The sequence below is a fragment of the Nitrobacter sp. JJSN genome (assembly GCF_051912485.1).
In the GTDB taxonomy this organism is placed as follows: Bacteria; Pseudomonadota; Alphaproteobacteria; order Rhizobiales; family Xanthobacteraceae; genus Nitrobacter.
In genome coordinates this window covers 582231-605954 of record NZ_CP196822.1, presented here as the reverse complement: position 1 = coordinate 605954, position 23724 = coordinate 582231, and the positions used below count along the sequence as shown (strand labels likewise).

Annotated in this window: 23 protein-coding genes, 11 pseudogenes and 1 riboswitch; of the genes and pseudogenes, 17 read left to right on the top strand and 17 right to left on the bottom strand. The window is 58.5% G+C overall.

The window, feature by feature from the left end; genetic code table 11:
- Positions 1 to 132 precede the first annotated feature (132 nt).
- A riboswitch (Fluoride riboswitch) is annotated at positions 133 to 194 on the top strand.
- Positions 195 to 585: 391 nt separating this feature from the next.
- The 3 genes and pseudogenes from ACSZOQ_RS03200 (at position 586) to lpxD (ending at position 2573) form a co-directional block, all read left to right on the top strand.
- A complete protein-coding gene (locus tag ACSZOQ_RS03200) occupies positions 586 to 840 on the top strand; it encodes a DUF2924 domain-containing protein (RefSeq protein WP_439924592.1) in 255 nt (84 codons plus the stop codon).
- Positions 837 to 1254, top strand: a pseudogene (locus ACSZOQ_RS03195) (recombinase family protein); the annotation flags it as partial. The gene ACSZOQ_RS03200 and the pseudogene ACSZOQ_RS03195, both read left to right, overlap by 4 nt.
- A 278-nt stretch (positions 1255 to 1532) precedes the next feature.
- Positions 1533 to 2573 carry a UDP-3-O-(3-hydroxymyristoyl)glucosamine N-acyltransferase gene (gene lpxD, locus ACSZOQ_RS03190; RefSeq protein ID WP_439924591.1) on the top strand — a complete coding sequence of 347 codons (1041 nt, stop codon included), beginning with the start codon at positions 1533 to 1535 and terminating at the stop codon, positions 2571 to 2573.
- 476 nt (positions 2574 to 3049) lie between these two features.
- On the opposite strand, the gene ACSZOQ_RS03185 is transcribed toward lpxD, so the two are convergent.
- From ACSZOQ_RS03185 to ACSZOQ_RS03175, 3 genes and pseudogenes are all read right to left on the bottom strand, one after another.
- Complete coding sequence (locus ACSZOQ_RS03185; RefSeq protein ID WP_439925937.1) at positions 3050 to 3604, bottom strand: thioredoxin family protein; 555 nt, start codon at positions 3602 to 3604, stop codon at positions 3050 to 3052.
- Positions 3605 to 4797: 1193 nt separating this feature from the next.
- Positions 4798 to 5049 carry a hypothetical protein gene (locus ACSZOQ_RS03180; protein WP_439924590.1) on the bottom strand — a complete coding sequence of 84 codons (252 nt, stop codon included), beginning with the start codon at positions 5047 to 5049 and terminating at the stop codon, positions 4798 to 4800.
- 234 nt (positions 5050 to 5283) lie between these two features.
- A pseudogene (locus ACSZOQ_RS03175) lies at positions 5284 to 6150 on the bottom strand (IS3 family transposase); the annotation flags it as partial.
- A gap of 87 nt (positions 6151 to 6237) precedes the next feature.
- On the opposite strand from ACSZOQ_RS03175, the gene ACSZOQ_RS03170 reads away from it, so the two are divergent.
- Positions 6238 to 7263: an IS110 family transposase gene (locus ACSZOQ_RS03170; protein WP_439922717.1), complete on the top strand. Its 1026-nt coding sequence runs from the start codon at positions 6238 to 6240 to the stop codon at positions 7261 to 7263.
- Between the two features lie 255 nt (positions 7264 to 7518).
- Here ACSZOQ_RS03170 and ACSZOQ_RS03165 read toward each other — a convergent pair.
- Positions 7519 to 7795 (bottom strand): annotated as a pseudogene (locus ACSZOQ_RS03165) (transposase); the annotation flags it as partial.
- A 456-nt stretch (positions 7796 to 8251) separates the two neighbouring features.
- On the opposite strand from ACSZOQ_RS03165, the pseudogene ACSZOQ_RS03160 reads away from it, so the two are divergent.
- Positions 8252 to 8663, top strand: a pseudogene (locus ACSZOQ_RS03160) (IS5 family transposase); the annotation flags it as partial.
- Positions 8664 to 8996: 333 nt separating this feature from the next.
- Here the strand turns inward: ACSZOQ_RS03160 and ACSZOQ_RS03155 are convergent.
- Complete coding sequence (locus ACSZOQ_RS03155; RefSeq protein ID WP_439924589.1) at positions 8997 to 9161, bottom strand: hypothetical protein; 165 nt, start codon at positions 9159 to 9161, stop codon at positions 8997 to 8999.
- A gap of 144 nt (positions 9162 to 9305) precedes the next feature.
- Between ACSZOQ_RS03155 and ACSZOQ_RS03150 the strand changes: the two genes are divergently transcribed.
- Positions 9306 to 10595: an MFS transporter gene (locus ACSZOQ_RS03150; RefSeq protein WP_439924588.1), complete on the top strand. Its 1290-nt coding sequence runs from the start codon at positions 9306 to 9308 to the stop codon at positions 10593 to 10595.
- Positions 10596 to 10986: 391 nt separating this feature from the next.
- Here the strand turns inward: ACSZOQ_RS03150 and ACSZOQ_RS03145 are convergent, their stop codons facing one another.
- The 3 genes and pseudogenes from ACSZOQ_RS03145 to ACSZOQ_RS03135 all read right to left on the bottom strand — a co-directional run.
- A complete protein-coding gene (locus ACSZOQ_RS03145; RefSeq protein ID WP_439924587.1) occupies positions 10987 to 11406 on the bottom strand; it encodes a PRC-barrel domain-containing protein in 420 nt (139 codons plus the stop codon).
- A gap of 93 nt (positions 11407 to 11499) precedes the next feature.
- Positions 11500 to 11622, bottom strand: a complete 123-nt coding sequence (locus ACSZOQ_RS03140; protein ID WP_439922683.1) for a hypothetical protein — start codon at positions 11620 to 11622, stop codon at positions 11500 to 11502.
- Positions 11623 to 11876: 254 nt separating this feature from the next.
- Positions 11877 to 11993, bottom strand: a pseudogene (locus ACSZOQ_RS03135) (Mu transposase domain-containing protein); the annotation flags it as partial.
- Positions 11994 to 12002: 9 nt separating this feature from the next.
- Here ACSZOQ_RS03135 and ACSZOQ_RS03130 point away from each other — a divergent pair.
- Positions 12003 to 12515 carry an integrase core domain-containing protein gene (locus tag ACSZOQ_RS03130; protein WP_439924586.1) on the top strand — a complete coding sequence of 171 codons (513 nt, stop codon included), beginning with the start codon at positions 12003 to 12005 and terminating at the stop codon, positions 12513 to 12515.
- Positions 12516 to 12643: 128 nt separating this feature from the next.
- On the opposite strand, the gene ACSZOQ_RS03125 is transcribed toward ACSZOQ_RS03130, so the two are convergent.
- Entirely contained in the window at positions 12644 to 12835 is a 192-nt protein-coding gene (locus tag ACSZOQ_RS03125; RefSeq protein WP_439924585.1) for a hypothetical protein, read from the bottom strand.
- Between the two features lie 362 nt (positions 12836 to 13197).
- Between ACSZOQ_RS03125 and phaP the strand changes: the two genes are divergently transcribed.
- On the top strand, positions 13198 to 13800 hold the full coding sequence (phaP, locus tag ACSZOQ_RS03120; protein ID WP_439924584.1) for a TIGR01841 family phasin: 603 nt from the start codon (positions 13198 to 13200) through the stop codon (positions 13798 to 13800).
- Between the two features lie 52 nt (positions 13801 to 13852).
- Positions 13853 to 14107 (top strand): hypothetical protein, encoded by a 255-nt coding sequence (locus ACSZOQ_RS03115; RefSeq protein WP_439924583.1) that lies wholly within the window; start codon positions 13853 to 13855, stop codon positions 14105 to 14107.
- Here ACSZOQ_RS03115 and ACSZOQ_RS03110 read toward each other — a convergent pair.
- Entirely contained in the window at positions 14101 to 14481 is a 381-nt protein-coding gene (locus ACSZOQ_RS03110) for a hypothetical protein (RefSeq protein ID WP_439924582.1), read from the bottom strand. The two genes, ACSZOQ_RS03115 and ACSZOQ_RS03110, sit on opposite strands and share 7 nt — an antisense overlap.
- 367 nt (positions 14482 to 14848) lie before the next feature.
- Positions 14849 to 15350: pseudogene (locus ACSZOQ_RS03105) on the bottom strand (integrase core domain-containing protein); the annotation flags it as partial.
- Between the two features lie 197 nt (positions 15351 to 15547).
- Here ACSZOQ_RS03105 and ACSZOQ_RS03100 point away from each other — a divergent pair.
- On the top strand, positions 15548 to 15958 hold the full coding sequence (locus tag ACSZOQ_RS03100; RefSeq protein WP_439924581.1) for a DUF2237 family protein: 411 nt from the start codon (positions 15548 to 15550) through the stop codon (positions 15956 to 15958).
- A gap of 15 nt (positions 15959 to 15973) precedes the next feature.
- Here ACSZOQ_RS03100 and ACSZOQ_RS03095 read toward each other — a convergent pair.
- Positions 15974 to 16249 (bottom strand): annotated as a pseudogene (locus ACSZOQ_RS03095) (integrase core domain-containing protein); the annotation flags it as partial.
- A 340-nt stretch (positions 16250 to 16589) separates the two neighbouring features.
- The gene (locus ACSZOQ_RS03090) at positions 16590 to 17525 is read right to left on the bottom strand and encodes a DUF2189 domain-containing protein (protein WP_439924580.1); all 936 of its coding nucleotides are present in this window, start codon (positions 17523 to 17525) and stop codon (positions 16590 to 16592) included.
- 589 nt (positions 17526 to 18114) lie between these two features.
- Between ACSZOQ_RS03090 and ACSZOQ_RS03085 the strand changes: the two are divergent.
- Positions 18115 to 18444, top strand: a pseudogene (locus ACSZOQ_RS03085) (transposase); the annotation flags it as partial.
- Positions 18445 to 18453: 9 nt separating this feature from the next.
- Here the strand turns inward: ACSZOQ_RS03085 and ACSZOQ_RS03080 are convergent.
- On the bottom strand, positions 18454 to 18672 hold the full coding sequence (locus ACSZOQ_RS03080; protein WP_439925935.1) for a DUF6894 family protein: 219 nt from the start codon (positions 18670 to 18672) through the stop codon (positions 18454 to 18456).
- Positions 18673 to 18868: 196 nt separating this feature from the next.
- A complete protein-coding gene (locus tag ACSZOQ_RS03075; protein ID WP_439924579.1) occupies positions 18869 to 19051 on the bottom strand; it encodes a hypothetical protein in 183 nt (60 codons plus the stop codon).
- Between the two features lie 257 nt (positions 19052 to 19308).
- Here ACSZOQ_RS03075 and ACSZOQ_RS03070 point away from each other — a divergent pair, with 257 nt between their 5' ends.
- Complete coding sequence (locus tag ACSZOQ_RS03070) at positions 19309 to 19617, top strand: hypothetical protein (RefSeq protein WP_439924578.1); 309 nt, start codon at positions 19309 to 19311, stop codon at positions 19615 to 19617.
- 459 nt (positions 19618 to 20076) lie between these two features.
- Positions 20077 to 20309, top strand: a pseudogene (locus ACSZOQ_RS03065) (IS630 family transposase); the annotation flags it as partial.
- Between the two features lie 56 nt (positions 20310 to 20365).
- Here the strand turns inward: ACSZOQ_RS03065 and ACSZOQ_RS03060 are convergent.
- Entirely contained in the window at positions 20366 to 20509 is a 144-nt protein-coding gene (locus tag ACSZOQ_RS03060; protein WP_439924577.1) for a hypothetical protein, read from the bottom strand.
- Between the two features lie 34 nt (positions 20510 to 20543).
- Here ACSZOQ_RS03060 and ACSZOQ_RS03055 point away from each other — a divergent pair, with 34 nt between their 5' ends.
- The 4 genes and pseudogenes from ACSZOQ_RS03055 to ACSZOQ_RS03040 all read left to right on the top strand — a co-directional run.
- Positions 20544 to 20966, top strand: coding sequence for a transposase (locus ACSZOQ_RS03055; RefSeq protein WP_439923187.1), 423 nt, complete (start codon positions 20544 to 20546; stop codon positions 20964 to 20966).
- Entirely contained in the window at positions 20963 to 21316 is a 354-nt protein-coding gene (gene tnpB / locus ACSZOQ_RS03050) for an IS66 family insertion sequence element accessory protein TnpB (protein ID WP_439923186.1), read from the top strand. Before ACSZOQ_RS03055 ends, tnpB begins: the two co-directional genes overlap by 4 nt.
- Positions 21317 to 21385: 69 nt before the next feature.
- A pseudogene (locus tag ACSZOQ_RS03045) lies at positions 21386 to 21907 on the top strand (IS66 family transposase zinc-finger binding domain-containing protein); the annotation flags it as partial.
- Positions 21894 to 22055: pseudogene (locus ACSZOQ_RS03040) on the top strand (IS5/IS1182 family transposase); the annotation flags it as partial. The pseudogenes ACSZOQ_RS03045 and ACSZOQ_RS03040, both read left to right, overlap by 14 nt.
- Positions 22056 to 22064: 9 nt before the next feature.
- Here ACSZOQ_RS03040 and tnpC read toward each other — a convergent pair.
- On the bottom strand, positions 22065 to 23666 hold the full coding sequence (tnpC, locus tag ACSZOQ_RS03035) for an IS66 family transposase (protein ID WP_439922718.1): 1602 nt from the start codon (positions 23664 to 23666) through the stop codon (positions 22065 to 22067).
- Between the last annotated feature and the right edge of the window lie 58 nt (positions 23667 to 23724).

Genomic DNA, 23724 nt, shown 5'->3' with positions numbered 1-23724 from the left:
ACCAAACGCGAACCGGTGATGCCGATGTCGATTGCGCACAGCAAAAACACTCCGTCGTCTGCGCAATTCGGCCGTCGTATTCTTCTAGAATAAGCGCTCAATATTGACGCTGGCTCCGCGCAATGCGCAAGAATTGGAATAGAGAATGGAGCCTCCCTTTAACCGCCAACGGGGCTGATGACTCCTGTTGACTAAAAGCGCGGCAGGCGTCCGGTGTGATAACCAGATGACTCAGTTAACAGCCGCGTATGGTGAGCCAGAGGTCGCGTGGCTCCATTTCGTAAAGATTTCCCAAACAAACCATTTGTCGTTGGGTCAGCCACCCGCGTAGGAATCGCCGCCGATCTTCGTCATTTGTCTCGTCTGCCATCAAGGCGGGTTTCACCGTGCCCGCTGCGAAAGGGTCGATTGCCTCGAATCTTGACGGATCGATTGTTGCTGACGGCGAAAATCAGCTGACGAGCTTGAGAACTCCGTTTCCAAGATCGTCACGCAATACGGTCTCGGCATGAAGACGGTGGAAGACGCTGCCGCGAGCAGTCGCCGTATTACGATACGAGGATGGTGAGATATTGAAGGCTGCCGTTGGATCAGGCGGATCGGCTGCGGTCACTAGACTTACCGACAAGACCGGCGCAACCAGAGCTCCAGCCGGGCGCGATCTTGACCCGCGAATGGGATGGACGAGATCATCGGGTGATGGTGCTCGCCGATGGCTTTGCCTTTGAGGGAAAAACATATGACAGTCTGTCCAGGGTCGCCCTTGCCATCAGAACCACATGGAATGGGCCGCGGTTCTTTGGCCTGCGGGCCGCAACGCAGTCCGCGGGCCAGCAATGACATCGACTGGTAAATCGGTGTCTGGCAAATTCGTCCGGTGTTCGATCTATACCCGCGTCTCGACCGGCCGGGCTCGATCTGGAATTCAACTCACTTGATGCCCAGTACGATGCTTCTGAGGCCTATATTCGCAGCCAGGCGCATGCGGGCTGGCCGTTGACCAAGATACGTTATGACGATGGAGGGTTCTCGGGCGGATCGACCGACCGCCCTGCCCTTCAAAAGTTGCTCGATGACGTCAAGGCCCGCAAGATCAATGTCATTGTCGTCTATAAGATCGACCGCCTGACACGGTCCCTGGCCGACTTTGCCCAGCTGGTTGAACTGTTCGATGCTCATGGTGTGTCCTTCGTATCGGTGACCCAGCCGTTCAACACCACGACATCGATGGGTCGTTTGACCCTGAATGTTCTACCCAAGCCGTGCGCGATCGGCTGATGGAGTCTGACGACCGATCACAGTCGCTCTCAGAGCAAAACGGCGTTGCAGCCCACATCGCAAAAGTCGAGGTTCGTGCCAAACAACTGGCTGTGACCATCAAGGCGATTGAACCCTCGCCAAATCATGAATGTTCTCGAAGACCATCAAGCCCTTAAGACGACGTTCGCGCGCGCCAGCGGCTTTAAACCTTGATCTCGTCAATAACATTGTGTCAACTTATCAAGGCTGGGTCCGTACAAGGACCGTGCAACATGCCTGATGCCCGTTTCTTCCAACGCGCCGGACCTTTCTCCCTCGATGAGATTGCAGAGCGTATCGGAGCGAATCTGGAAGATGCGGCGAAGGGCAATCTAATCATCACGGATGTGGCGACGCTCGAAGATGCCGAAATCACACATCTCAGCTCGTTTATAGATCCTCGATACTATTCGGCTTACATGGCTACAGCGGCCGGCGCGGTGCTTACCACTCAACACCTGAGCGAAAAATTTCCCCGGCTAGGTGTGGGTTTGATATTTTCCGAGACCGCGCGCCTACACTACGCTTCTGTAGCGCGGTTGTTCTATCCTGAGGCAGTGCGAAGCAGCGTAGTCGGGATGCGAGTCGCGGTTCGCGGTAACGCGATAGTCGGCGCCGACTGCCAAATCGAGCCGAGCGCCGTCTTAGGTACAGGTGTTGTATTGGGGTCCCGCTGCCAGATCGGCTGCAATACTGTGATCGGGCAAGGCGTCGTACTCGGCGATGGTTGTATTGTGGGTGATGGCGCTTCGGTTAGCCACGCGCTGATAGGCAATGGGGTGGAAATCTTTGCTGGCGCAAGGATTGGCACAGCCGGTTTCGGATTTGCTCCAGGACCGCGCGGACCAATCCGCATACCGCAACTTGGTCGCGTCGTGATCGGAGACAATGTCGAAATCGGCGCCAACACGACAATAGACCGAGGCGGGCTTGGCGACACCGTCATTGGTTCGGGCACCGTGATCGATAACTTGGTGCAGATTGGTCATAACGCAAGAATCGGTCTCTCCTGCGTGATAGCGGCTCAGGTCGGAATTGCTGGCAGCGCTAACCTTGGCGACGGCGTGATGATTGGTGGACAAGCAGCGATAGCGGATCATATCGTGATTGGATCCGGGGCGCGCATCGCGGCGTGTAGCGGAGTGATGCGCGACGTGCCGCCTCTTATCACAGTCGGTGGCGCACCCGCTGTACCAATCCGGCAGTTTCACAGACAGACCACAGCCTTAGGGCGAATCGCAAAATCCCATCGAAGCGACAACGCACCGAAATAGTAGTTGCGGATCGATGGGTATCTGTTGTTGCTGTCGGAGGCGCAGATGCGCCGGATTGAACCCAATTTTCCGTTGTCGCATGGGATTGCTGGGTTGATGGCCGGCGGGTGATCAGCGGCATCATCTTCGTCATCTGAAACGGCTGCGCTGGCGCGATGCGCCGCGTGAATATGACCCGCACAAGACCCATAACCGCTTCGTGCGCTGAGCCGCCTGTATTCCCCGTCGTATCGGGCGTACGAAGGGCGGCGTGAATTCGAAGAGCCGACTGGCTCTGTCAGGCTCTCGCCGAACGCGGCATCACACCGTGCATCCCGTCGAGATTAAACCGCATGAAGCCGGTCAAACATGACCGCGTTCTCTATCGCCAACGGCACAGAATCGAAAGCATGTTCGGTCCGCTCGGCTTCGACCGAGATGGCGTGGCGCCTGACTTCGAGCGCGTAGCTGGTGCGGCTTATGATGAAGGACCGGTTTTAGGCATCCTTCCATTTGATCGAGCAGCCAATGGACGGCTGTTGGTCAGCGGGTGCCTGACCGGTGCTCGCAATCGCGCGCATAGCCTCGACAAGCTCTCGGGGCGCCTCCGCGCGAGGCGGAGTTTTGCGGCCTTCGTCGAGCCGACCGCGGTACTTGAGCTTGCGGTCGGCGCTGTAACCGAAGAAGTCCGGCGTACACACCGCCTCATACGCTCGCGCCACTGCTTGGGTCTCGTCGTGCAGATAAGGAAATGGGAAACCATGAGCCTTGGCGAAATGCTTCATATTTTCAAATGAATCTTCGGGATGGCTCGCCGCATCGTTCGAGCAAATCGCCACAAAACCAATGCCCTCCGACATGAGCACCCGCGCGTCCGCAACCATGCGGTTGATCACCGCTTTGACGTAGGGGCAATGGTTGCAGATGAAGACGACGACGGTGCCCTTTCCACCCGCAAGGTCGTCCAATCCATAAGTCTTGCCGTCGGTCGCCGGAAGCCGAAAACCCGGCGCCGGCGTATCGAAAGTGATCTGGGTGGCTGTCATCGCCATCTTGCATCTCCTTGTGACGGAAATAGAAATATATGTAATCGGGTTTTCAAAGTTTCGGCTGCAAACGGTGAACCCGGATCTCGAGGAGCAAATCTTCCAACCGTCGCGACCGGCAATCACCGTATCCAGCACGGCCAAGGCATCGTGCGTGCCGTCTGCTTCGCCTTTCTCGAAGCCGTCTCCAGCCTACCACATGGTGTTGGTTATATGAGCTAGGCACCCCTTGGGACGGATCGGCGACCGTTTCGCGGTCTGGCCAGCGGGTCATCATCGACGCCGAAGGGGCCGGCCGTTTCCGCGCATTTCTGCACCGCGTCAAAGACGGGGCTCTTCCATTTTATTTCAATTCACCGGCAGATTACTCGAGCCGTCAATAAAGATCGGCACGTCGACGCCTGGTGCCGATCCGGGCGGTGATTACGCCTGGCAATTCTTCGATATAGCAGAGATGGTTCGCGATGGCGCGAAGGATGCGCTCATTAGAAACGCGCATCAGCTGGTTGGAGGACCCACCAGCCCTAAGTTGCCCGCGGGAGAAACCGCGATACATTACTACTTCACGCCGAACGAGGCTGACGTCTTCGTCGGTTACGGCAGTTCGCATACAAAATCAGCGTCGGAACTGAAAAGCCGTCAGATTTTCCGATCACGCGGATCGAGGTGCCTCAACCGCTCGCCATACCCCTCAGCTATAGGCTGACCGTCCTGATGACAATCAAAGAAGCAGACCGCAGTGAAGCTACATTCCAGGGGGCGGCCTTTAGCCGAAGTTTGACACGCATAGCGATGATCTCTGTCCGCCGTGTTTACCGCATATCAAATCCGAGCGTATTGATGGTGCAGTCCGCCCAGAATCGGAAGACAGAGAATGCGTCCGGCTGTCTCGGCGGCGAGTGAAATCGGCGCGTCCTTGTTTAATGACAAATAGGTGCGCGCGCCGCCGTAATAGCCCATGTACGACAGTAGCACTTAGCGCAGATGGCGTTCGCCGAATACCACGACATGATCAATGCATTCCCTGCGGATCGAACCGATCAGCCGTTCGGCGTATGCATTTGCCGCGGTGAGCGAGGAGACGTCGGGCGATCTCGAATGCCGATGGACCAAACCCGACGCACGAATATTTCGTCCTATGCACCATCGCGGTCCCGGATCAGGTAACGAGGGATTTGCTCCCTGACATTCTCGCAAGTCTAACGTGCCGATTGTTCCGCCCTCGACTCGGCGAGAATTTTCATAAATTTTGCGAAAAGCAATTCCCGTTCTTTGGTGGATAGCGTCTTCCGGCCGGACGAGGAAGCATAGTTCTGTATGAATTGTTCAAACGCCAGCTTCAGCTCAGGAGCAGATTGGCTGAACGAATTGTCTGGATTGGTAGACATGGTCAGATTGCGGTGGGAAGCGAGCCAGTCGGCGGCAGGCTTAAATCGTATCCAGCCGGGCATTTCGGCCGAAAGATTGACTTCGCGCCACTTAGGATGCCTCGACGTGCTGTTGAATTGATCGATTTTGCCGAAAAACGTATCGACGAATTTGGCGATCTTCTTATAGCGCGGGGAGTCCTCCGGCCAACTATAGGCTACAAGCAGCGCCCGGTTCGCAATAGTCGGGACAGTGGTTCCCTCGGCAATCAGGTTCGGATAGTTGACCGGCCCCCACGGAGTGGTCCGATTGGAATGTTAGTTTAGGAGTTGCATTTTGACTATCTCCTTTGATGCTGGCCAGACGAGGGCCTCGGGTGCCGGTGGTTGATATCCCAGCGATGAGTGTGGACGCACCGTGTTGTAGTGACGTCGCCAGTTTTCGATCACGATCTGGGCTTCCTTCAACGTGTAGAAGATCTCTCCGTTGAGCAGTTCATCGCGCAGCTTGCTGTTGAAGCTTTCGCAATAGCCATTCTCCCATGGACTGCCAGGTTCGATGTAAGCGGTCTTGGCTCCGACGGTGGCGATCCAATCCCGGAGCGCCTCGGCGACGAACTCAGGGCCGTTGTCTGAACGTATGTGCGCAGGGATGCCCCGCGAGACGAACAGCTCGCAGAGTGCTTCGATGACATCGGTCGCCTTGAGCTTCCGTGCGACACGGATGGCCAAGCTCTCACGGCTGAACTCGTCGATGATGCACAACATCCGGAACGCCTTGCCATCGTGGGTGCGGTCAGCAACGAAGTCATAGGACCAGACATGGTTGGGCCGCTCCGGCCGCAGACGGATGCACGAGCCGTCGTTGAGCCACAGACGCCCGCGTTTAGGCTGTTTTGCAGGGACCTTCAGCCCCTCACAGCGCCAGATCCGCTCAACACGCTTCTTGTTCACCCTCCAGCCGGCTCGGCGAAGCAACGCCGTAATCCGGCGATATCCGTAGCGGCCATATTGGCGGGCAAGCTCGATGATGTCGGCAGTCAAAGCCGCCTCGTCATCGGGTGTCGTGGGGATCTTGCGCTGCGTCGATCGGTGTTGACCTAATGCCCGGCACGCCCGTCTCTCGGAGATGCCAAGCTCGGCTCTTACATGATCGACGCACGCACGGCGTCGGGAGGGGCTTAGATGGGGTATTCGGGGGTTTCCCTCGCCAAGGCGTCCGTTGCGAGGCGAGATTGAAGCTCCAGATATTCAACATCGAAGGAGCCCGTCATGTCACTGTTTGCTGGCCTCGATATCTCCGTGAAGACGACCGCTATTTGCGTCCTGGACGCGAACGGGCGAGTCCTTCTCGAGACGATGGTTGATAGTGCACCAGAGGCAATAGCCGGTCGCTTGCACGAGTTCGGTCAGCCTTTCGAGCGGATCGGATTGGAAGCAGGACCATTATCCCAGTGGATCTATGCCGGTCTCGTCGACGTTGGCCTTGCGGCGATCTGTGTCGAGACCCGGCATATGCATGCAGCGCTCTCGGCACGCATCAACAAAACCGACCGGAACGACGCCCGCGGGATCGCCCAGATGATGCGGGTCGGGCTGTTCAAGGCAGTCCACGTCAAAACTCCCGCCAGCCAACATCGAAGACTTCTGCTGACCTCTCGCAAATTACTGCAGCGGAAGATTTATGACATCGAGAATGACCTGCGGGGCTCGCTGCGTAATTTCGGACTCAAGGTGGGTGTGGTTGGCAAAATCAAATTTGAGGACCGTATCCGTGAGCTCGTTGCAGATCATTCGTTCGTTGCTGCCATCGCCGCTTCGTTGTTAGAGGCACGAGCAGCTCTACGAGCTCAGTTTGCTAAACTTCACCGCATGCTGCTTGATCTGGTGCAGGTCGATCCGGTCTGTCGCCGCCTGATGTCCGCGCCAGGGGTCGGACCGATCGTCGCTCTCACGTTCCGAACGTGCGTCGACAATCCCGCGCGATTCTCAAGATCCAAGTGCGTGGGTGCTCACTACGGACTTACGCCGCGCATTTATCAGTCCGGCGAGATCTCCAGGACGGGTCGCATCTCCCGATCTGGGGATGTGATGCTTCGATCCAGCCTTTATGAAGCAGCTCTCGTCGTATTAACTGGCCCAGGTCGCTGGAACCCGCTCAAGGCCTGGGGCATTGCAGTGGCGCGCCGGCGCGGAATGCAAAAGGCGATGGTCGCAGTTGCACGCAAGCTCGCGGTCATACTTCACCGGATGTGGAGGGATGATACCGACTTCCGCTGGAGCGCAGCTACAACCTAATCACAGAGGAAAACGACAACCGATTCAACTTCCTCCATGCTGGAGGAGGCGTCCCGCGAGGACGACGGGATTGGGTGAGACCGAGGAAACTCGTGCGGCGCACTTACGACCGCGCGGCTTAGATGGCTCCGCCCGTTCCCTCTGATCCCATCATGAGGCTGCAAAATGCTGACCTCGGAGAGAAGCAAGAGCCTCGCAGGATGATCTCTGACATCGTGGACGTGCAAAAAGGAGCTTGCATCATGCGCCCCGAATAGAGAAGAAGTTTCCCTTTGCGGCCTCCGCCAAGATCAGCTTGTCCAGCGTCAGATCCGACACCGCTCGACGGAGCCGGTCGTTCTCTTTCTCAAGCTCCTTGAGGCGTTTCACCTGGTCGCCCTTCAGGCCGCCATACTCATTCCGCCATCGATAATACGTTACTTCCGTCACGCCTATCGCTCGGACTGCGTCTGCCACCTGACGACCCTGGGCCATCAGCACATCAACCTGCCGCAGCTTCGCAACGATCAGCCGTATGCCTCTTCCTTGCCATCGATCTTATCCTCCATCCGAAAAACATACTTCAGGGAGGACCACTTCAAAGGGGGCAGATCATGGGTCCAGGCCTGTGTGAAAACGCTTTGGCTGATATGATGCCTCTGCGATTTGATAGGGGGATTCGATGGCGCGCTTTGTCGTTGGCGATGACCGCAGCCAGAGCACTTTGTTTCCTGAGCGGTTAGACGACTCAAGACCAGAACTTCTCCAGCGCAACTCGTGACCGCACCAGGTCGATCACCATTCCAAAGATCAGTCTGCACAAATCCAACATCGAGCAGCAGCAGCGTCCGATTCTCGATCAACCGCCAGCCGGATGGGGTTTGCGGCAGGGACAGGTATCTTTACGCGCGACACCCATGTCGTCGTGCGCAAGATGGAGAAGTTGGAATGGTAGGCAGCCCCGCGGACGCATGAGCATGAGTACGAGCCTTTTTAAAAAGAGCATGTTCCCAGACGTATCGGGCGCACAAAAGGCGGCCTGAACTCGAAGCTGCACGCCGTAAGCGATGGTCAGAGAGGTCCCATCATCCTGCTGCTCAGCGAAGGCCAGATGAGCGATTACAAGGGCGCTGCGTTGATGCTTGATGCGTTGCCGCTCGCCCGGCAGTTGCTCGGCGACACGGGCTACCACGCCGACTGGTTCCGCCAAGCTCTTGCCGCGCGTGGCCACGGCATGCATTCCATCAAAATCAAACCGAAACAAGCCGATCGAACATGACCGCGAACTCTATCGCCAACGGCACAAGATCGAAAACATGTTCGGCAGGATCAAGGACTGGCGGCGCATCCATACACGCTACGACCGATGCGGTCATACCTTCATGTCCGCAATCTGTATCGCAGCTGCAGTCATCTTCTGACTACCTGGTACGGGCCGAGAATAGCAAAGAGCGGCAAGCCCTGGAATGCCCACCATCAGCGTCGTTCGCGGCGAGCTCGGATCGCGGCTTTCTATCTGCTCCGCCGCAACCACATCTCTTATTCCGGTAGTTGGCGCTGCACTTCGCGGATCAGGAACGACTAAACTCCAAAGCGGGCAAGCGGTCCGCGGTGAATGGCGATTCCGACGCTAGCAATAGAAGCTTCGTGTCATATCTTGATTTCAATTTCAGCCAAAGTAGCATCGTAAAAGCAACAATAACTCATTGATGGAAAGATGTTGCTGGCGACAACTCGGACGGGTCCTGGACCTATCAGGGCCGACGTTGGCGCGCGGCGGTGGGATTGCCGCGACGACTTCCTTTGCCGAGTTCCGCCGCAGCGTCGAGCAGCATCTCGATATCGAGGAGCACGAGCTGATTCCTGCGGTCGAAGGCGGAGGCTGAAACCGTGTTGACGGTCACGCCGCGCGGGGTCACCGCGACCTGCCGATCTTCTGTCGAACGTTCGATGCCAAGGAGTATGGCCGCATCGCCGGAAGCGGGGCATTATCGTCGGCGCAGATGCGGTGGCCAGCAATAGAAATACGTAGGAGATAAATATTTCTTTTGTGGGAGGAAGCCTTGGAAGATCCAGCTGTCGAGGTTGATGGGATCGCCGATCCGCCAGGCAACCCTAGGGTTTTATGGATTTCGTTTCTGGCATTTTCGCTCGGTTTTGCGGTTTGGGGGATGTTTTCCGCGCTCGCCCCCTTTCTGATCAAGTGGTACAATTTCAGCGCCACCCAGGTGCTCGTACTGGCCGCGATGGAGCCCTTTTTCGCGGCCGCCGTCAGCATCCCACTCGGCATCTTGACGGACAAGTTCGGTGGTCGGACAGTTTTCACGCTTTTGCTTCTGACCCTCACTGTTCCCCTTTTTTCCGGATACTTCGCCCAAGGCTACTACGCCTTTCTACTTCTGGGGTCGCTGCTCGGACTCGGAGGTGCGAGCTTCGTGGTCGGCAACGCTCATGTAGCGTCCTGGTACCCCAAATCGAAGCAGGGGACAGCTCTTGGCATCTTTGCTATGGGCAATATCGGAATCACCGTTGGCATGATGACCGTCACTTTCCTGGTTACCCGCGTCCTGGAGGGCCCGGACGGTTGGCGGCTGATATTCCCGATCTTCGCCGTCTCCACACTGTTGATGGCGCTGGTCTACTGGTTTTTTACGTCCGATCCGCCGCACAGGCAGCACAAAGGCGCTTCGCTGCGTGAAATCGTCTCCGTGTACCGTTCGGGCGTGGTGGTATGGCTCGTGCCATACCTTTACTGGGTCTCCTTTGGCACCCTCACCTTCTTCGCGTCTGCGATGCCGACCTATCTGCTCGATCGGTGGCATGTGGATGCCGCCCGCGCGTCCATGGTGTACACCCCGCTGCTGGTGGTCTGCGTCGCCATCACCCGACCGCTGGGCGGCTGGCTGGCCGACCATTTTGATGTTCTGACAATCCTGAGCTGGATGTTCGGCATTATGGTCGTCCTGGCCCTGGTCATGACCATGCAGATTTCACTGCACGTCGAGCTGCTCGCCATGTATGGGCTTGCGCTGCTGGCCGGTGCTGCTGCGGCAGCCGTCGTCAAGCTGATCTCACTCTACTTCCTCCGGCACGTCGGGGCGGTCAGCGGGCTGGCCAAGGCCGCCGGCGCGGCCTGCGGCTTCACCATGACGATCATCCTCGCCGCCAGTAAGGATCTTCTGGGCGGCTATACCCTCGGCTTTGCCATCTGGACGCTGATGAACGTCGGCGCGTTCTACATCACGCTTTCGCGCGTCGGCTTCAAGCATGCAAAACCGGACACTGAAGCCATTCCTTCGGGTGACGGTACCGATGGATCTCGATCTATTCAAACATCGCTACCGCCGAGCTAAGCGAGATAGACAGGGTGAGCGCCTTGGCCCTGTGTCGCGTGATTTCGGGAACTGATCTCACGGCGACGGCGTCCGACCAGCGCCAACCAGACCAAGCTGCAAGCTTCTCTCATAAGGCCGAAGCATTGCGCGATTCGGCCTCAGTTGCCAGCCGGATTAGGTTTCCGACAGGGACAGCCGAAGGAAAACGAAGTCAGCGCCTTACGCTGCTCGCCGATGTTGCCGTCGAGCGACGCCAACGGGCCGGGCCGGTCCGGTCCGGTCCGCCAGGCGGGGCGGCTTTCAACAATCGCCCGCTGGGTACGGCCCGCACCGTAGGCTCCCGGCCCATCGCTCTTGCCGCAGCCCAATCCCTTGTTGCAGGCTCCGATCGGTGCCCAATCCCTTCCGACTACGGTTTATGCGTAAAGTACCCACCAATCTTACCACCAACCTTACCAAACCAGTGTTTGTCAGCAGAAAGGACTTCCTCGTTGTAGTAGTCGTCCAGTTCGGCGTATCTGGCGTTCCAATCGAAGATGGTCTCGGTACCGTGTTTCGGAGCGCCGTGCAGCCGGTTCTCGCTGATGTCGGAACGGTAACCGCCAAGCTCGGAATCAAATCGCAACAGCTTCCAAGGCACCGGGAAATGGTCTTTGCCGATACCGAGAAATCCACCGAAACTGAGCATAGCGTAAGCGATTTCCCCGCTGGTCTTGTCGATCATGACACTTTCAATTTTACCAATCTTCTTGTTCTCAGCACCGTAGACAGCTTTCCCCGACTCTTTATCGCTGGCGGTCAGATGGCCAGTTTCGGGATCGTTACCCATGGGACACGCTCCTTTGCACAAGCATGTGAGGAGTGGACTAATCCGCCGACTAACCGTTCGTTCCTTAATCGGTCGGCCTGTCGTTGGCATTCGTTAAGCCAGCATCACCCAGGCCGATTGAAACAGCTTACGAACCAGACTGGTCTCGCCGGGCTGCAGGGTGAGGTCGCCTGCAAGTTTCTCGGGACGGGCAGTTCCGATAGGGAACACACCCATCCCTCGTGCAGGGCGGCGAGCACCCGCATCACGGCTTGCTCGGGCGCGGCTGCGACGGCCCAGCGCCGACCATGGGGGGGGGGGGGGGGGCGCCGCCCGTATGGTTGCTGCCGTCATATGCTCTAGACTCGCACCGCCTTGGGCGGCGCAACACCGAGGACAACGGAGACTTCGTATGGGCGCTTGCGAGGTTCTTCTCCTCCAGAAGCGCACCTTCTATGAGACCAAGCCCGGCGGCGAATGCTCCAGCGCCAGACGTCCCGGAAGCCAAAGGCCGTCGGCACCGAGTAGTCATTGCCGCGATAGCGCACCAGCGCCGTCGACGGGACGCGGGCCGCCCGCTTCTCGCAGGGCTCCAGCGGCACGACGGCATCGCGGCGATGGATCTGTTCGTCGTACCGACGATCTCATTTCGCTTGCTCTATGGCTTGTTAATCATGGGGCATGGTCGACGACAGGTTTTATGGTTTGGCGTTACCGCGCATCCGACCGCAGAATGGATCGCAAATCAGATCACGCAAGCGTGCGGCTGGAAGCAGGCCCCTCGCTATCTGATCCGCGACCGGGACGGGGCCTATGGCGAAGTCTTTATTCGAAGAGTTCGATCCATGGGCATGCGTGATCGACCGGCGTCGCCGCGCTCGCCATGGCAAAACGCATATGCTGAACGGCTGATCGGTTCGATCCGGCGGGAATGCCTTGACCATGTTGTTGTATTCGGCGAGCGGCATCTTCGTCACGTGCTGCTGTCGTATATGAATTATTACAACGAGGCGCGCACGCATCTATCCTTGGAGAAGGATTCACCGGTCTCGCGCAACGTTGAGCGGGCCGGACACATTCTTTGCCGTCCGGTCCTGGGCGGGCTGCATCACCTATATCTTCGGATTTGATTTGCGACAGGCACAACCCTCTAACGGACACATGGATTGAAGCGGAACGGCAAAAAGAGGCTGGGCATTTGGATTAGTCAGATACCAGACAGCTGATCCATGGGTGCTGCAAGCCTGACGATTCCGAGTCATTGCAAATTAGCTCTAGCCACTTCGACTTCGGTCATATTGTTGTGGTGAAAGAATTGGTTTTTCCCATTATCCCAGGCAATCCGCACGCCAGACCAATCGCTAGCTGTGACTGTGCCTTGATCAGTCGCGCTGTCGTGCCAGGCGACGCGTTGCCCAATTTTTAATTTCTTAGATTGATCAGGAGTCATGACCGAGGCTGCCTTCCATCTGGCAAGCCGTATGATTGTCACACACCTGCCGAGTTGGAGCTATCGCCAATTTTTGGTGACGACCGGGCCGGTCAGGCGGCGGCGGTTGCGGGCAGACGGTCGGTCGGCTTGGCGATGACCTCGATCATGGCGTGCGAAAGTGAGATCAAGGATGCTGTTTCTGCAAGCAGTAATTTGCCGCGCGGAGGTGATATTGCGACATACTACCGTTGTGAATTTGTGATTGCCTGATCGCGACGCCTGCCACCTCCGGTCGCGGCTGCCGCGCCGTGGGTCGTGCCGTTTGTCGCGACGGCGAAGGGACTGAGGCAAGTAATCAACACAATCAGTGGAGAACGAAGATGGCAAACCGGCGCCCGGAAGATAAGTCTACGCAAGGCGTGGAAAACGCAGCCCGCCGCGCCGGCGAGAAGGCTGCTGAGCAGACCACCCGTATCGGTCAAGCTGCCGCTGAAGCCGGAGAGCAAGTGGCTCGGGCAGGTGCAGACCTGCTCAAGCAAAACGTCGATACCTTACAGAACACATGCTCCGGCCTGGAAGCGGCGACCTCGGTGATGGGACGGTCTAGCGAGCAATTTGGTCGCACGCTCGGCCTGTCAGGAGAGGAGGCACAAAAGGCAACGGAGGCAACGGAACGGTCGGCCCGCACCGCGCAAACGCTGCTTTACAGTGGTACCGCTGCCGCCAGAGTGATGGGTGGAATGTCTCAAGAGTACCTCCAGATGGTTCGGCATCAAATTGAGAACAATATTAGCCACTTGAACAGGTTGTGGACTTGCCGAACTCCACAGGACTTTGCAGCGCTACAAAGTGACATGGTGCGGGAGACGGTGGAAACCGCTCTGGAAAGCAGCCGTCGGATAGCCGACATGTCGCTTAAAATGGTCAATGCAACCGGAGAGCAGATCAAACAAACCATGGAACAGATCCGCCGCGTCGCCTAGGCGGCCGTGTAGGTTCGATTTGTAAAAGAAGAGCGGCTGCTGTTAGCCGCTCTTGCGGCCCTGCACCATCGCTCCTCCGCTAGAGCGTGCGCAAGCGGATGAATTCTATCAGGGCTTTCTGGGCTTCTCGGTCGATCGGGACCATCTGAGAGCATCGACAACCTCACGCCTGCTGACGTCTACTTCGACAGAAGCGATCCTCGCGGAACGCAAACGCATTAAGCTTGCCACCATCGCAAACCCCGCTTACGACGCTGGAGATCGCGCCGTCATGTGGGCCAACGACAGCGTGCTCGGCCTTCATTGAGCTTTGCTCCTGTGTTTGCGCTCGGAAACCTCGATGCAGCGCTTGCGGTCCACTGTGATGCCAGGAAGCCCATCGAGATAATCCGGCAACCAGCAGCTCCCGGTGCCTCGCCCATGATGGTTCCGAAACAACACGGCGGCGGCATCCGCCTTGCTGTGGCAGTTGGCGATGTCGCGCACTAGAACCTGCACGATCACGCTCGTTGCTTCGTCCACGGCATGCCAGCGCTTCTTCCAGCCGATGAGGAACGGTTGCCTGCGTCGCTCGGTCTCGTCATCCGTCAGCTTCCGTAGAACATCAAGGCGGAGATCAGCGGGAACGCAAGCAAGCGCGGTTTCCATGGCTATGATCCAAATGTCGGCGGTCTCTGTCATCGTGTCATTCCTCTGCATTCGCCGGCTGGCTGGGCGGGTCGTGATGGTGGTTCCGCTAGGATCATCTTCCTCCCCGGCTTCCTTTTTTCATGTCGCCAGAGGGAATAAGCCGCCCTCAGTGTCGGTGATGTCGGTGGATCTCCAATCTTAGCTCCTGCGTCCCAAGAGCGCCCTAAATACCCCTACTTAATTACCGGGTATGACGGTCCGTCGTAATCGACCGTCTATAGACGATTGAGGATGGGCGCGCGCGCCTACGTATGATTACGATGAACCCGTCATACCCGTCAGGTTTGGTTGGACCATTGAGTGGTTTTGCTCTGAGACCGAACTTTGGATCGCCGGAGGGTAGAGTTTTCCGGCTCTTTCACGATGGCGGGCTGGCTGCGCCATCGCGATCTTGCAGTGTTATCGGCGGCTTGTTGCCGATTGCGCCATGAGGCCGTTCTTCATTGTAGTATTTGCGCCAATCCTCCAACTTTTTCTGCGCGTCGGCAAGGCTCAAGAACCAGTGAACGTTGAGGCATTCCGCGCGCAGGCGGCCGTTGAACGCTTCGATGAACGCGTTGTCGGTTGGTTTGCCTGGTCTCGAGAAGTCCAGCGTGACGCCTCGTTGATAGGCCCAAAGATCCAGATCGCGTGACACGAACTCGGTGCCTTGATCGACCCGGATGGTCGCCGGGAATCCCACTTGCCGGCAAACTCCTTCCAGCACCTCCACAACATCGGCGCCGCGGAAGCTGAAGCCCTGGCGAGAAGCGAGAGAACGTGTCGACGACCGTCAACACGCGCAGCTTCCGGCCCGTTGCCAACTGATCGTGAACGAAGTCCATCGCCCAGGTTTCGTTCGATCGCGTCGTCGCTCGTCGACTGCAGGCCGCTTAAACTCTAACCCCTGATGAGCCAGAGCCTCCCTTCCCGAAATACCTGATCAGTCTCAATTTATCTGACGACGGACACCCCGTACGCAGATATTATTTCTGCGTTCGATACGCTTAAGTCTTAGGCTGTCATCGACGCCGCTTTTGATCGGTGCCAGATGCAAGGGTGAAGGCAAGGTGCGGCAATGCTAAGGGACGATCGGGATAGTGGCGGCGGCCCTCCGCGCCGTACAGGTCGGAATGTGCTCGGCGAGCCACTTCAACTCTGTTCGATCAAACCGATTACGGGGTTTTATCGGGACGGCTGCTGCGACACCGGGACAGAGGACATTGGCAGTCACACGGTCTGCGTCGTGATGACTGCCGAGTTTCTCAATTTCTCTAAATCGCGCGGCAACGATCTCTCGACACCATTGCCGGAGTTCGGTTTCCCTGGCCTGAAACCCGGTGACCGGTGGTGCTTATGTGCACCCCGCTGGCAGGAAGCATTCGAAGCAAACCAAGCGCCGCGAGTGGTCTTGCGCGCCACTCATGAGGGTGCGCTGGCATATTGCTCGCTCGCCGATCTCAAACGCTTTGCAATGGATCTAGCGTGACTGACCGGCCATCGGGGCCTCCTTCAACGTGTAGAAGATCTCGCCGTTGAGCAGTACATCGCGCAGCTTGCTGTTGAAGCTTTCGCAATAGCCATTCTCCCATGGACTGCCAGGTTCGATGTAAGCGGTCTTGGCTCCGACGGTGGCAGCCCAATCCCGGAGCGCCTCGGCGACGAACTCAGGGCCGTTGTCTGAACGTATGTGCGCAGGGATGCCCCGCGAGACGAACAGCTCGCAGAGTGCTTCGATGACATCGGTCGCCTTGAGCTTCCGTGCGACACGGATGGCCAAGCTCACGGCTGCACTCGTCTGTCCGTCGTCAGATAATTTGAGACTGATCAGGTATTTCGAGAAGGGAGGCTCTGGCTCATCAGGGGTTAGAGTTTAAGCGGCCTGCAGTCGGTGCTGCAAGCGGCGGTTTGCGATGGTGGCCCGCTTAATGTGTGAATACTGATTGAACTTTGACCCCCTCAATCGTCGCACGCGCGTAATCTAACGTTTTGATTTTGTTGATGTGAGAATAGTGACCCCGGCGCCGATCGGCGTCCAAACCCCGCGCCAAAACACAGCGGCCGCCTCGAGCTCAATAGCCCCAGACATCGAGACGGCCTTCCGCGCGCGCGTCTCTCAATCAATCCGAACTATCGAAATATCGGTGCTTGTGCCCGTAAGGGGGGAACAAGACGGACGGGAAATCTGCCGCGTAGCGCTTCTCCCTCTCAGTGTCCGGGACTTCGTGTGCTGAGGTCTGCAAAGGGCTCTCGATCGCCTTGCGATAGAGGTGCCACGTCGCATGACCGAGCAACGGCATCACGACCGTGAGGCCGAGGAAGAACGGGATCGACCCGATCACCAGCAGGAAGGCAACGATCAAACCCCATTCCGCGGCTGCGATTGGATTTTTCGCGACCACGCGCATCGACGTCATCATGGCGTCGGTCATGTCAGCGTGCTGGTGGAGCATCAGCGGGAACGACACGAGGCTGATGCACAAGGCGACGGCAGCAAACAGGAATCCGACGCCGCAGCCGACCATGATCAGGCGCCAACCCTCGGACGTGGTGAAGACTCGCGTGAGGAAATCGGGAATTACCGATGCCGGGTCGTTGCCGAAGGTGGAGACGTAGATCGCATGCGCCGTTGCCACCCAGGCGACAAAAATGGCAAGCAGCAGCGCGCCCAGTCCAAGCATCGATCCGAATGACGGTGCCCGCAACACGCGGAAGGCGTGCCAGGCGGACGCCTCCGTGCCGAGTTCGCGCCGATAGCTCAGTTCATAGAGTCCGAGCGCCGCAAACGGCCCGATCAGGGCAAAGCCGGCGGCGAGCGGAACCAGCATCGGCAAGACGGAGTAGCCGAGCGCCATCCGCCACAGCAGAATTCCGATCACGGGATAGATGACGCAAAGGACGATGGCGTGGCTCGGTACCGCCTTGAAGTCTTCCCAGCCCAGCCGCAACGCATCGAGAAGGTCGGAGAAGCCGATGTGACGGATCACCAGTCCGTCTGCGGCGACCGCTCCTGGTCGTAGGTGTGACGTGTCGTCGATAGGAAAATAAGTGGCCATGTTCGTTGTCTCCCTTTCGCAGGGTCAAACCTCGGACCGCCAGAAGGCGCGAGAGTTTGCCCGTTCGGAAACGATCACGATCAAGCCCAGACGCGAAAGCAAGGAAATCTGGTCTTGCCGCGACCTGTTAGGCAATCCTAATCCCTATCTCTGATTTTAGTTGCTCACGGTTCAGTGAGTTTATGCCGCAGGCTGCATCAGTTATTGTAAGTTCGGACGGAGTGTGCAGCCCACTCCATGATTTAGCCAACCGGGATGGGCTGTGGCCTCCGACCAAAGACCCGCCGGTGGTCTCCCTTGCCGGCGGGTTTTGTTGAGGCACGGACCTCCACTCTCATCGACCACTTCCACTCTCATCGACCGCAGTACCAGCTTGGTGCTCGCCCAATGCGGGTATTGGCGCTATCGCGCGCTGCTCGCGGCGCGCCGAGTCTCCTGTGTGTACCGAAAACTTAAGCTCGGGCGTAGTGGTGGTGAAGACCGCCAAGGATGGCATGTGATTTGATGCGTCACTCAAAGTCAGCCCGATGACGCAGATGATGATCGAGATCCCGCGCCGAAACACAGCCGGATGGGGTTTGCGACAGGGACAGGGGGTCAGATAGCCGATTGCACCGCCGGAGCGGTTCTGCTCGAAGAGATGCCACGTTCCGCGATCCTGCACGGCGACAAGGGTTATGACAGCGATGTCATCCGCCGACAGGTCGAGGGAAAGGGTGCGATGCCGAACATCCCGCCCAAGGCGAACCGAGGCTGGAAGAATTGCTTCTCGCCCGTCCTCTATCGAAGCCGCAACGCGATCGAGCGCATGTTCTGTCGCCTGAAGGACTTCCGTCGCATCGCCACCAGATACGATCGTCTCGCAATCAATTTCCTCGCAGCCGTCTGCATCGCTGCGGCTGTCAGTTACTGGTTATGAGTCTGGACCCTAACAAAGTGGCTCAAGAGCATGAAGAGCTGGAATTCGTGCAATCTCCCGACCGTCCTCATGCATTATAACCACAACAGAGGCTGATGCACCGCGTTTCTGTAATCCATCAGCGACATTTTGCGCCCAAGCGATCGCAGCGGCATCGTCGCAGCGTATCAGTCCAAAGCGATCACGAAGGTCCGCCGGTCCTACGATGTGGAAGTAGTAGCGCGGCATAGCACCCGAAGTCGTCGAGTTTGATTCGAGCTTAAACAAAGCAGATCTCCTTCCACTCCTCGGAAGTGTGGACTTGCGCGTCCACAGTGTGACGCGAAACATATCTCTTTACTAACCGGCCACCGCGCGACCACGGGCGGAACCGGCGCGCGGGGCGCCAACGCATTCGCTGATCCGAGCGAGGACGTGCGGCCTTTTACTTCGGCAGCTGCAATCCCAGTGAATTTACCCATTCCCCAAGTTTTGCGGCGTCATCGCTCTGCCAGATTGCTTTCAGCATTGTGTGTCGCTCGGGTCCACATGGAAGCGAGCTAATCTTTTCGCGGATATCAGCTGCAAGTTCAGAAAGACCGTGAAGTGGGAGATCGATCTGCTGCACGGCACTGCTCCTTTCGCTTCGAGAAGGCGGAGCGCAACCGGCCCTGTCATCACCGATGTTAGCAAAGGGCCGTGCGCTGATGAGCAAAGTAAGCGGCCCCATCTTCGGGGCGCTACTGAATTATTTAACGACATGGAGCGGAACGAATCGGGAGGTTCGGTTCTGCAAGTTTATTCCTGCTCGTGGGGCCGCCAAATGTTCAGTAATTTTCGCGTGGTCGCATCCGCGCCACGCTCGCAATTCCAACACGGGTGAAAATGAGGAAGAAATATTTTGTGATTGCCGCGCGTGAGAAATCCTCGACCCACCGCTGGAACATGTCGGGGAGCCAATCGTTCTTTTTGGCCCGTCGTTACTTCTTTCCCCAAAGTGGAGCACCCGCCATGCAGCGGCGTCATCCCAACCACGAGAGGCTGATGGAAGAAGCCCGGCGCCTCAGAGAAGAGGCCGCAAACATCCCTGATGGCACGGCGCGCCATCTCCTTTTGCAACAAGCCTTCCGGGCAGAAACCGCTGTGAATGTAGACCGGTGGCTCTCATCCCCCGGATGGCAGCCCCCGAAATAAAAGGCTGCTTATTGAAACGAGCGTGGGTGATGCTTTACCCGTGTGTATACCGAAAACTTAAACACGGGCGTAGCGGTGATGAAGTCCGCCCAGGATCGGATGGCAGATAATGCGTCCAGCTGTCTCGTCGGCGCGTGACATCGGCGCGTCCTTGTTCAATGACAAATGGGTGCTCGTGCCGTTGTAATAGCTCATGTACGACAGCAGCACGTGGCGCAGATGGCACCGTCATCCCTGGTGATGCTCGCCTTCGCCATGATGGCCGCGATCCGACATCGCGCTAATCCGCCACCGCCCAAAAAAACAAACGTCGCCTCCCGGCAAAAGCCAAAGCATCAGATTCGCTCGAAAGCGCATTCAACCCGCACACATCATCGCATGGTCTTTCTGGCGCAGAGCTCATCAGCTGTCGCTCAGCGCGCTCACTTCAAATCAAAAACGCAACTGTAATGCTAGACCAACGCTCAGCCTGATATCGATCCGGAACGCCTGGTCTTTATCGATGAAGCCGGGGCTTTGACGAAAATGGCGCGCTGCTACGGCGTGCCAAGCACGGCGCACGCTGCCGCGCGCGGATCCCGCACTGGCACTGGAAAACGAAAACAATGACCTTCACCGGCGCGCTTCGCCTGTCCGGTATCACCGCGCCCATAGTTCTGGATGGGCCAATGAACGCGGAAGCCCTCTGCGCCTCTACGCAAAGCGCGAACCACCGAACCTCTCTGGACGCTATTCGCGACGTAAGCGCTCAACCGCTGCCCCATTGATGTGGGCTTGACGTTTTGCGGAATCTCCAGGGCATGAGGTCTTCGATTTTGCTTTGAGGATGGCCGGCGATGATTGCCTCGTAAGCGCTCAGTTGATCCCCTTGTATCGGGTTAGCATCGAACATGCGAAGAATCCTCCGGTTGTGACGGAGGTTTTGGATGGTGTTAGACGGCAAAAAGGACGTCCATTTGGACGGCTCATCGACTGGAATAGTCAGCCGGCTTGAAGTGCTTGAGGGACCGACGGGGCGGCGCGTACGTTCGGAATCTGAGCGTGCTCGGATCGTTGCCGAGAGTTTATTGCCTGGCGCTCAGGTAGCGGAGGTGGCGCGCAAGCATGGTGCGACGCGCTGGCAGATTTACGACTGGCGCCGACGCTTTCGACAGAGAGGCGGCTTGCCGTCGTGCGACTCTCCGACGACAAGCTTCGCACCGCTGGTTGTGGAAGAGCCGTTAGACGAGCGTCACGTTCCGATGGTCAAGATTGAGATTGCGATCGGTGACATCGTCGTGCGGACGGACGCGGCGATCGGCGAGAAGCAACTATCACAGGTGATCCGCGCGGTGCGGACGTCACGATGATCGCTGCTGGCGCGGAGTTGAAGATTTACATCGCGACGCGGCCTGTCGACTTCCGCTGTGGTCACGATGGGCTTGCGGCGAAGGTGCAGGAGATGCTTGGTCTCGACCCGTTCTGCGGCGCGGCGTTCGTGTTCCGATCGAGGCGAGCGGATCGGATCAAGATTTTGGTCTGGGATCGCACGGGCCTGGTGTTGGTGCACAAGCGGCTCGAAGGCTGCAAGTTCGTGTGGCCGACGATTGCGGATGGCGTGATGCGGGTATCGCCGGCGATGTTTGCGGCCTTGTTTGAAGGTTTGGACTGGAGGCTGGTCCGTCCGGAGGAAGCACGGCGTCCGCAAGCGGCGGGATAACTGCGGCAGAGTGACTCGGGACGCTCTTTGCGCATGGCGAGAACGGCGGCGATGTGCTGGAAATAGCGCATGAACACCGCGGCGCTGCGCGACGAGAACGAACGCCTGAAGGCGCTTTTGGCGCAAACGCAAGCGACGTTGGGCGAGCATCAGGCGGCGCTGGCAACGTCGGAAGAGGCGCGGCGCCGGCTGGAGGTTATCCTCGGAGAACTTCGCCGCGAGAAGTTCGGCGCGAAGTCCGAGAAGCTGCGGCCTGATCAATATCATTTGCCGCTCGAAGACGTCGAGATCGCGCAAGGCGTCCTGGACGCGGCGCAGGAGAACGCGGCAGCGATTATCCAGGGCCGATCGCGCGGCGCATCAGATCAAGCCCGTCATCGCAATCGGGGCTGCCTGCCTGCGCATTTGCCGCGGGTGGAGCGGATCATCGAGCCTGCGAGCACGCTGTGTCCCTGCGGCTGCGGCGCGATGACGAAGATCGGCGAAGACGTCAGCGAGCGTCTCGACGTGATCCCGGCGCAATGGCGCGTGCTGGTCACGCGTCGTCCAAAATATGCTTGCCGCCGCTGCTCGGGCGCGGTCGTTCAGGCGCAAGATCGCCGGCGATCCGGACAGGCAGGCGGCTTTCGCGCAACTGTTGTCGCTGGCCCACGCGGTGCGTCATCAACAACAAAGGCAGCGCGGCAAGAAAATCTATTCCCTGCACGCGCCGGAGATCGAATGCATCGCCAAGGGCAAATGTAAGCGCTCAACCGCTGCCCCATTGATGTGGGCTTGACGTTTTGCGGAATCTCCAGGGCATGAGGTCTTCGATTTTGCTTTGAGGATGGCCGGCGATGATTGCCTCGAGTGTTTCGGCGATGTAGGCGACGGGGTTGACGTCGTTGAGCTTGCAGGTGGCTACGATCGACGCCAGCAAAGCCCAATTCTCGGCTCCAACTTCATGACCAGCAAATAGCGCATTTTTTCTGGTCAGGCACACCGGCCGGATGGCGTTTTCGACCGGATTGGTGTCGAGCTCGAGACGTCCGTCTTCGAGGAAGCGGGTCAGCCCCGGCCAATGATTGAGCGCGTAGCGGATGTCCTGGGCGAGTGTCGAGCTGCTGGAGATCATCGACAGCTGTTTCTCGAACCACGGCTTCAAAGCAGCAACGACAGGCCGCGAATGCTCCTTGCGCGCGGCCAGTCGGATGTCCGGCGATGAGCCGCGCACCGTGGCTTCGATGGCATAGAGAAGCGCAATCTGCCGGACCGCGTCTTCGGCGATCGGCGATCTGCTGTTGCGCGCCAGCTTGACGAAGCGCCGACGCAGATGACTCCAGCAATGCACGAGCGTCCAGGGGCCTTGCGGTCGCGCAACGCCGGTCAGCCGATCATAGCCCTCGTATGCGTCGCATTGCAGGAAGCGCCCGTTAAAGCCGTCCAGAAACTGCCTGGCGAAAGCGCCGCTGCGTCCGGACGCATATCGGAACAGCACGATCGGCGGACTTGGGCCGCTGTGGCCGCGGTCGTCGGAGACAATAGCCCAGAAGAAGCCTTTCTTCGTCTGGCCGCGCCCGGGAGCAAGCACCGGCGCCGTGGTCTCGTCCATGAACAGGCGATCCGCCGCCGCCAGTTGGCGGCGCATCCGATCCCCAACAGCCTGGAGATGGAAGCAGGCGCGGCCGGACCAGTTCCCCAGCGTCGCCCGGTCGAGCCGGATCCCTTGTCGCGCGTAGATCCCGGCCTGCCGGTAAAACGGCGTATGATCGCCGAACTTGGCGACGATCACTTGCGCAATGGCCGCTTCGGTCGGCAGTCCGCCAGGCACGACATGCTCCGGCGCGTGCGCCTGAACGACCGCGCCCGAGCAGCGGCGGCAAGCATATTTTGGACGACGCGTGACCAGCACGCGCCATTGCGCCGGGATCACGTCGAGACGCTCGCTGACGTCTTCGCCGATCTTCGTCATCGCGCCGCAGCCGCAGGGACACAGCGTGCTCGCAGGCTCGATGATCCGCTCCACCCGCGGCAAATGCGCAGGCAGGCAGCCCCGATTGCGATGACGGGCTTGATCTGATGCGCCGCGCGATCGGCCCTGGATAATCGCTGCCGCGTTCTCCTGCGCCGCGTCCAGGACGCCTTGCGCGATCTCGACGTCTTCGAGCGGCAAATGATATTGATCAGGCCGCAGCTTCTCGGACTTCGCGCCGAACTTCTCGCGGCGAAGTTCTCCGAGGATAACCTCCAGCCGGCGCCGCGCCTCTTCCGACGTTGCCAGCGCCGCCTGATGCTCGCCCAACGTCGCTTGCGTTTGCGCCAAAAGCGCCTTCAGGCGTTCGTTCTCGTCGCGCAGCGCCGCGGTGTTCATGCGCTATTTCCAGCACATCGCCGCCGTTCTCGCCATGCGCAAAGAGCGTCCCGAGTCA

Excerpts from the sequence above, each read along its gene's own strand:
- lpxD (WP_439924591.1), top strand. The coding sequence starts at position 1,533 with ATGCCTGATGCCCGTTTCTTCCAACGCGCCGGACCTTTCTCCCTCGAT.
- ACSZOQ_RS03185 (WP_439925937.1), bottom strand. The coding sequence starts at position 3,604 with ATGGCGATGACAGCCACCCAGATCACTTTCGATACGCCGGCGCCGGGT.
- ACSZOQ_RS03180 (WP_439924590.1), bottom strand. The coding sequence starts at position 5,049 with ATGCCCGGCTGGATACGATTTAAGCCTGCCGCCGACTGGCTCGCTTCC.
- ACSZOQ_RS03170 (WP_439922717.1), top strand. The coding sequence starts at position 6,238 with ATGTCACTGTTTGCTGGCCTCGATATCTCCGTGAAGACGACCGCTATT.
- ACSZOQ_RS03145 (WP_439924587.1), bottom strand. The coding sequence starts at position 11,406 with ATGGGTAACGATCCCGAAACTGGCCATCTGACCGCCAGCGATAAAGAG.
- ACSZOQ_RS03140 (WP_439922683.1), bottom strand. The coding sequence starts at position 11,622 with ATGGGTGTGTTCCCTATCGGAACTGCCCGTCCCGAGAAACTTGCAGGC.
- ACSZOQ_RS03130 (WP_439924586.1), top strand. The coding sequence starts at position 12,003 with ATGGATCTGTTCGTCGTACCGACGATCTCATTTCGCTTGCTCTATGGC.
- ACSZOQ_RS03125 (WP_439924585.1), bottom strand. The coding sequence starts at position 12,835 with ATGACTCCTGATCAATCTAAGAAATTAAAAATTGGGCAACGCGTCGCC.
- phaP (WP_439924584.1), top strand. The coding sequence starts at position 13,198 with ATGGCAAACCGGCGCCCGGAAGATAAGTCTACGCAAGGCGTGGAAAAC.
- ACSZOQ_RS03110 (WP_439924582.1), bottom strand. The coding sequence starts at position 14,481 with ATGACAGAGACCGCCGACATTTGGATCATAGCCATGGAAACCGCGCTT.
- ACSZOQ_RS03100 (WP_439924581.1), top strand. The coding sequence starts at position 15,548 with ATGCTAAGGGACGATCGGGATAGTGGCGGCGGCCCTCCGCGCCGTACA.
- ACSZOQ_RS03090 (WP_439924580.1), bottom strand. The coding sequence starts at position 17,525 with ATGGCCACTTATTTTCCTATCGACGACACGTCACACCTACGACCAGGA.
- ACSZOQ_RS03080 (WP_439925935.1), bottom strand. The coding sequence starts at position 18,672 with ATGCCGCGCTACTACTTCCACATCGTAGGACCGGCGGACCTTCGTGAT.
- ACSZOQ_RS03070 (WP_439924578.1), top strand. The coding sequence starts at position 19,309 with ATGAGGAAGAAATATTTTGTGATTGCCGCGCGTGAGAAATCCTCGACC.
- ACSZOQ_RS03060 (WP_439924577.1), bottom strand. The coding sequence starts at position 20,509 with ATGTTCGATGCTAACCCGATACAAGGGGATCAACTGAGCGCTTACGAG.
- ACSZOQ_RS03055 (WP_439923187.1), top strand. The coding sequence starts at position 20,544 with ATGGTGTTAGACGGCAAAAAGGACGTCCATTTGGACGGCTCATCGACT.
- tnpB (WP_439923186.1), top strand. The coding sequence starts at position 20,963 with ATGATCGCTGCTGGCGCGGAGTTGAAGATTTACATCGCGACGCGGCCT.
- tnpC (WP_439922718.1), bottom strand. The coding sequence starts at position 23,666 with ATGAACACCGCGGCGCTGCGCGACGAGAACGAACGCCTGAAGGCGCTT.